Source organism: Bacillus sp. S4 (assembly GCF_040838205.1).
Lineage (GTDB): Bacteria > Bacillota > Bacilli > Bacillales > Bacillaceae_G > Bacillus_A > Bacillus_A cereus_U.
On record NZ_JBFPJI010000151.1, the window covers coordinates 1 to 7,839 of the forward strand.

Sequence of the window (7,839 nt, forward strand, 5' to 3'; positions counted from 1 at the left end):
CTTTTAAACCCAGCGTATACAATTTACACTTCAGGATCAACAGGAAATCCAAAAGGTGTAATTGTTTCTATGAAAGGTTTAAGTAACTTCTTATTGGCTATGCAACATACGTTTTCATTAAATGAAAAGGATCATTTATTAGCAGTTACAACGTTTGCGTTTGATATTTCTGCTCTAGAAATATATTTACCTCTTATTAGTGGTGCAAGTATAACAATTGCTCAAAAAGAAGTAATCCAAGAGCCTTCTGCATTAACGACACTTTTACAAGAAGAAAGAGTGACAATTATGCAAGCTACACCGACGCTCTGGCAGGCGTTAGTAACTGAATATCCAGAGCGGCTACAAGAGCTAAACGTACTCGTTGGTGGTGAAGCTCTACCAGCACATTTAGCAAATAAATTAAAAGAATTAGGTTGCTCTATAAGTAACTTATATGGACCAACTGAAACGACAATTTGGTCTACTTACATGAACATTGATGAAAGTGAAAGTGGTATACCTCCTATTGGAAAGCCAATTTGGAATACAGAAGTATATGTATTGGATGCAGGGTTACAACCAGTTCCACCTGGAGTTATAGGTGAATTATATATTGCAGGGGAAGGGCTTGCGAACGGATATTTAGGGAAACCTGAGTTAACAGCTGAACGGTTTGTTGCAAATCCTTATGGAAAAGCTGGAGCACGTATGTATCGCACAGGTGATCTTGTGAAATGGCGTAAGGATGGTGTGTTAGAGTACATTAGTCGCGCAGATCATCAAATTAAAATTCGCGGTTTCCGAATTGAATTAGCTGAAATTGAAACGGTGTTACAAGGGCATCAAAGTATTCGACAAGCGGTAGTAATAGTACGAGAAGATCATCCAAATGATAAACGAATCATTGCGTATCTCGTTGCAGAAGAGAAGGAACCAATTAATCTTTCAGAAATTCGTGCTTATATTTCAGAAAGTTTAGCGAATTATATGGTACCATCGGCATTTGTTGTGCTAGAAGAATTACCATTAACACCAAATGGTAAGGTTGATAGAAAGAAATTACCTGCTCCTGATTTTAATGGAATGAATAATGAGAGAGTTGCTAGAAATCCGAAAGAAGAAATACTATGTGATTTATTTGCAGAAGTACTTAGTATTTCGCGAATTAGCATTGATGATAATTTCTTTGAAATGGGTGGCCATTCGCTTCTTGCATCTCGTTTAATGGCAAGAATTCGTGAAACGTTAAATGTCGAATTAGGAATCGGGAAACTATTTGAATCACCAACTGTTGCTGAATTAGCGAAACAATTGGATCGTGCAAAAAGCGCGAGACCAGCTATTAAGAAAGTAAGTAGACCAAATGAAATTCCACTTTCATTTGCACAGCGCAGGTTATGGTTCTTAAATTGTTTAGAAGGTCCAAGTCCTACTTATAATATTCCGTTAGTTATTCGTATGTCTGGAAAATTGAATGAGGAAGCATTACAAGGTGCCTTTTATGATGTAGTTGAGAAACATGAAACACTTAGAACAATTTTTCCGAATTCACTTGGCAGTTCATATCAAAGAATTCTAGAAATGGATAAATTGAATTTAAAAATGATTATAACAAATACATGTAAGGATGAATTAGAAAGTACACTGTCTGAAGCTGTAAGATATAGTTTTAATCTTGATATCGAACCAGCAATTCGTTTGCAACTTTTTAAAGTAAGTGAAAACGAACATGTATTACTAATTCTCTTGCACCATATTATAGGAGATGGTTGGTCATTACAACCATTAACGAGAGATTTTACAGCGGCCTATAAAGCACGACATCAAGGGGATAGTGTTAAATTAGAAATACTTCCAGTCCAATATGCAGATTATTCACTATGGCAACAACAGCTACTAGGTGATGAAACGACACCAGATAGTCTTATTTCAACACAATTAGATTTTTGGAAAGAGGAACTAAAAGGTTTACCAGATCAAATGGAGTTACCTACAGATTACCAGCGCCCAATTGAAACTAGTTATCGCGGGGAAACAATTTATTTTCATATAGATGAAGGTATGCATAGTAGGTTAGTAGAGCTCGCTCGTAAAAATGGAGTTAGTTTGTTTATGGTGTTGCAAGCAGGATTAAGTGCGCTATTTACAAGATTAGGTGCTGGTACTGATATACCAATTGGTAGTCCGATTGCTGGAAGAAACGACGATGCACTCTCGGGTATAGTCGGTTTATTTGTAAATACATTAGTGTTACGTACGGATACATCGGGAGATCCAATCTTTAAAGAGTTATTGAATAGAGTGAAGCAGGCAAATCTAGCAGCTTATGAAAATCAAGATGTTCCATTTGAACGACTCGTTGAAGTGTTAAACCCAGTACGTACTCGAAATAGTCACCCGCTGTTTCAAGTTATGTTAGCTTTTCAAAATACGCCAGAAGCAACGTTTGATGTTCCAGATTTAGAAGCGAGCCTTGAAATTCAAAGTGTTGGCTCTGCAAAATTTGATTTAACATTTGAAATTAGCGAGAGTAACGGAGTTGATGGTACTCCAAACGGCTTACACGGATTGTTAGAGTTTAGTACCGATTTATATAAACGTGAAACGGTTCAAAAACTAATAGAACGATTCATTCTGTTATTAGATGATGCGGCAAGACATCCGGATCAATCAATTGGTAGATTAGAAATATTAACTTTAGCAGAGCGAAATACAGTTTTAGAAAAGTGGAATGGTGGTTTTCAAATTGTACCTGAAATAACATTGCCACAATTATTTGAAAAGCAGGCTTATGTAAGTCCAAATTCTATTGCTGTCGTCTTTGAAGATGAAAAGCTAACTTATGAAGAGCTAAATAGAAAAGCGAATAGAATAGCTCGTTTGTTAATAGCGAAAGGAATCGGTCCTGATCAACTCGTTGCTTTAGCGATGCCGAGATCTTTAAATATGGTTGTAAGCTTACTTGCTGTTCTTAAAGCTGGTGCGGGATACCTTCCGTTAGATCCGGATTATCCGTCAGATCGTATCTCATTTATGCTACACGATGCGAAACCATCATGTGTTTTAACAAATTCAGATGTGGAAATTGAATGTGATGAGGCACTAAAGATTTTAGTTGATGATGTGAACATAATAGAAGAAATTGAGAAATATAGTGAAGACAATATTGATGAAATGGAGCACATTAAGCCGTTATATCCTTCACATATTGCTTACGTTATTTATACGTCAGGCTCAACAGGTAGACCGAAAGGCGTTATGATACCTCATCAAAATGTAGTAAGACTTTTAGGAGCAACTGATCATTGGTTCCAATTTGACGCAGACGATGTGTGGACGATGTTCCATTCATACGCTTTTGATTTCTCAGTTTGGGAAATTTGGGGACCTTTATTATATGGAGGGCGTCTAGTCGTAGTACCACATACTGTAAGTCGCTCACCGAAAGAATTTTTACAACTGCTTGTTCAGGAAAAGGTGACTGTTTTAAACCAAACTCCATCAGCGTTCTATCAACTGATGCAAGCAGATCGTGAAAATGAAGAGATTGATCAAAAATTATCTTTACGATATGTTGTTTTTGGTGGAGAAGCACTTGAACTAACTCGATTAGAAGATTGGTATAGTCGTCATCCTCATAACTCACCGAAGCTGATTAATATGTACGGTATTACGGAGACGACGGTACATGTTAGTTATATTGAATTAGATGAAAGTATCGTATCTTTACGGGCAAATAGTTTAATCGGGTGCAGTATACCGGATCTTAAAGTATACGTATTAGATAACTATTTACAACCGATGCCACCTGGAGTAGTTGGAGAAATGTATGTTGCAGGTGCAGGGCTCGCTCGTGGATATTTAGGAAGAGCAGGATTAACTGCTGAACGTTTTATTGCAGATCCATTTGGTAAGCCAGGTACAAGAATGTATCGTACAGGAGACTTAGCACGTTGGCGTCAAGATGGGACGTTAGATTATATAGGACGTGCAGATCATCAAATTAAAATTCGTGGATTCCGAATTGAATTAGGGGAAATAGAAGCGGTAATAATGAAACATCCTAAAGTTGAACAAGTAGCTGTTATTGTACGAGAAGATCAACCAGGGGATAAACGATTAGTTTCTTATATCGTCGCATCAAATAATGAAACGATTGATACGAATGAAATGCGTCAGCATGCGGGAGGTAGTTTACCAGATTACATGGTTCCATACGCTTTTGTAGTAGTAAATGAGTTACCTTTAACGCCAAACGGTAAATTAGATAGAAAGGCATTGCCAGCTCCAGAATTTATTGCATCATCTTCTAGCCGCGGACCAAGAACACCGCAAGAAGAAATATTATGTGACTTGTTTACAGAAGTTTTAAGTGTGTCTCAAATTGGAATTGATGATGGATTCTTTGATCTTGGTGGTCATTCACTTCTTGCAGTGCAGCTGATGAGTCGCATTAAAGAGGCACTTGGAGTTGAACTAAATATCGGAACTTTATTTGCAGCACCTACTGTTGCAGGGCTTGCTGAAAGACTTGAAATGGGGAATGGTCAAAGTGCACTTGATGTGTTGCTTCCATTACGAGCAAGCGGAGAGCAATTACCACTATTTTGTGTACATCCAGCAGGTGGATTAAGTTGGTGCTATGCAGGACTTATGAAATCTTTAGGAACAGATTATCCAATCTATGGTGTACAAGCACGTGGTATCGCTAAAAATGAAGAACTTCCAAAAAGCTTAGAGGAGATGGCGGCGGATTATTTAAAACACGTTCGTGAAGTACAGCCTCACGGACCGTATCGTTTACTCGGTTGGTCGCTTGGAGGAAATGTTGTTCATGCAATGGCGGCGCAACTACAAAATGAAGGGGAAGAAGTAGAATTACTCGTTATGCTTGATTCTTATCCTGGTCATTTCTTACCAAATACGGAAGCACCTACTGAAGAAGAAGCGTTAATCGCATTACTTGCTTTAGGTGGATATGATCCAGATAACATGGATGGTAAACCACTTACTATGGAAAGTGCGGTTGCAATACTTCGCAAAGATGGAAGTGCATTAGCAAGTCTTGAAGAAGAGACTATTTTGAACTTGAAAGAAACTTATGTAAATTCGGTAGGGTTGTTAGGGAAATCCGTACCGAAAGTTTATAACGGAGATATTTTATTCTTTAGATCTACTGTTATACCAGACTGGTTTGATCCTATTTCTCCAAATACGTGGCTAAATTATTTAGACGGGGAAATCGTGCAGCATGATATTGATTGTAGACATAAAGATTTATGTCAACCAGGTCCACTTACAGAAATTGGACAAGTATTAGCGGAATATTCGCAGAATAAGAAAGGGGTAAGTAAAGTATGACGAATCCATTTGAAAATGATAATTACACATATAAAGTATTAATGAATGAGGAGGGCCAGTATTCTCTCTGGCCTGCCTTTCTCGATGTACCTATTGGATGGAATGTTGTACATGAAGAAGCTAGCAGACAAGTTTGCTTAGAATACGTTGAAGTTAACTGGAACGATTTAGATCCGAAAAAAAATCAAATTAGCGAAAAAATATTAGTAGGAAAACAATAATGAAAGCAAACATAAATCCAAAAGTAGTTGTAAGCATCGTTTATATAACAGCGATGTTTATGGCTGCGATGGATGCAACGATTGTGAATGTAGCACTGCAAACGATAAGTAAAGAACTACAAGTACCTCCTTCTGCAATGGGGACAGTAAATATTGGGTATTTAGTTAGCTTAGCTGTTTTTCTTCCGATTTCTGGTTGGTTAGGAGATCGCTTTGGTACGAAAAAAGTATTTTTAACTGCCCTTTTCGTTTTTACAATTGCATCTGCATTATGTGGAATTGCTAATGATATTACTTCATTAAACATTTTTCGTATCATTCAAGGTGCTGGTGGCGGACTTTTAACACCAGTCGGGATGGCGATGTTATTCCGAACATTTTCACCAGAGGAAAGACCAAAAATTTCTCGATTTATTGTACTTCCAATTGCTGTAGCACCAGCGATCGGACCAATTATTGGTGGTTTCTTTGTAGATCAAATGTCTTGGCGCTGGGCATTTTATATTAATCTGCCGTTTGGTATCATTGCGTTGCTATTTGGACTTCTATTTTTAGCAGAGCATATTGAAAAATCGGCTGGTCGTTTTGATTCTATCGGTTTTGTTCTTTCAGCACCAGGTTTTGCGATGCTCATCTATACACTCAGTCAAGGCCCGTCAAAAGGTTGGATTTCTCCAGAAATAATAAGTACTGGAATAGCTGGGATTGTATTCATTACATTGTTTATAATTGTAGAACTGAAAGTAAAGCAACCGATGTTAGATTTACGCTTATTAAAAGAACCGGTCTTTAGAAAAATGAGTCTTATTTCGTTGTTTTCATCAGCTGGTTTACTAGGAATGTTATTTATTTTTCCGCTTATGTATCAAAATGTAATAGGAGTTTCCGCGCTGGAATCAGGTCTTACGACATTCCCAGAGGCGATTGGATTAATGATTTCTTCACAGTTTGTACCATGGTCGTATAAGAAATTAGGAGCTCGAAAGGTAATCTCTATTGGATTAATAAGTACAGCGGTTATATTTGTTTTATTAAGTTTTGTAAATCATGATACGAATCCATGGCAAATACGGGCACTATTGTTTGGCATAGGTATTTTCTTAGGTCAATCTGTCGGTGCAGTTCAATTTTCTGCTTTTAACAATATTGCACCACCTTCTATGGGTAGAGCAACTACTATATTCAATGTGCAAAATCGATTAGGATCTGCCATAGGAGTTGCTGTTTTAGCTAGTATACTATCTGGTTTTGGAAGTAATAACGTACAGAATAATGTACAATCAGATTTCTTACCATATCAAGCTGCATTAATTGGATCAGCAATATTTTTACTGGTAGCATTACTATTTTCTTTACGTATTTCCGATAAAGAGGTAATGTCAAAGAAGAATAAAAAGCCGGTATCTGTATTACAAAAAAAGAAAGAAGTCGTAAATGAATGAGTTGCAGCATGCCAATACTCTTTTGAAATAAATTGATATTGGTATTTAAAAGGAGAGAGTTTACATGATAGAGAGTAAAGTTGTAGATTCTGTACCAACTCTTAATGAGAATAGTTGTCAAATATGGTGGGCGAGAATTTCAGATTTACAATCATGGCATTACAATTTACTAAATGATGTAGAGCGAGAGAAAGCAAATTCATATCATCATTCGGCAGATCGTGCACGTTTTATAATAGGTTGTGTAATTAGTAGGTTAGTTCTTGGAAAGATACTTTCTATGTCGCCAGTTCAAGTACCGATTGATCGAATGTGCCCGGTATGTAAGTTACAACACGGTAGACCTCAATTACCAGAAGGTATGCCGCAAATATCCGTTTCCCATTCGGGTGAGTGGGTTATCGTGGCATTTACAGAATCTGCACCTGTTGGTGTTGATGTTGAACAAATGAATCCAAATATAGATGTTATGAAAATGGCAGAGGGCGTATTAACAGACATTGAAATAGCACAAGTTATGAAATTACCTGATGAACAGCGACTAGAAGGATTTTTAACATATTGGACTCGAAAAGAAGCAGTGCTGAAAGCGACAGGTGAAGGACTATTGATTCCACCAGTAGAAATTACAGTATCAGCTCCAAATGACCCTCCCGAATTGTTAATTTTTAAGGATAGACAAGAGTTAGCAGAAAATACAGTGATGGAAGATGTAAGACCTAGTTTAGATTATATGGCTTCCATTGCAATATTTAGTAAAGAAGTAACTGAAATTACGCAGTTAGACGCGGTATCGCTATTAAATTATAAATCAATTTAATAAAATATTTTAT

At 37.1% G+C, this 7,839-nt stretch carries 4 protein-coding genes; all 4 read left to right on the top strand.

The window, feature by feature from the left end; translation table 11 throughout:
- Nucleotides 1-5,343 (top strand): non-ribosomal peptide synthetase (locus tag AB3X48_RS14385; protein WP_367959692.1); only part of this gene is annotated, 5,343 nt, incomplete at its 5' end.
- Entirely contained in the window at nt 5,340-5,564 is a 225-nt protein-coding gene (locus tag AB3X48_RS14390; RefSeq protein WP_002157915.1) for an MbtH family protein, read from the top strand. The genes AB3X48_RS14385 and AB3X48_RS14390, both read left to right, overlap by 4 nt.
- Nucleotides 5,564-7,006 carry an MDR family MFS transporter gene (locus AB3X48_RS14395; RefSeq protein WP_016104790.1) on the top strand — a complete coding sequence of 481 codons (1,443 nt, stop codon included), beginning with the start codon at nt 5,564-5,566 and terminating at the stop codon, nt 7,004-7,006. Before AB3X48_RS14390 ends, AB3X48_RS14395 begins: the two co-directional genes overlap by 1 nt.
- Before the next feature lie 64 nt (nt 7,007-7,070).
- Nucleotides 7,071-7,826 carry a 4'-phosphopantetheinyl transferase Sfp gene (gene sfp / locus AB3X48_RS14400; protein ID WP_016104791.1) on the top strand — a complete coding sequence of 252 codons (756 nt, stop codon included), beginning with the start codon at nt 7,071-7,073 and terminating at the stop codon, nt 7,824-7,826.
- The last annotated feature ends 13 nt before the right edge of the window (nt 7,827-7,839 follow it).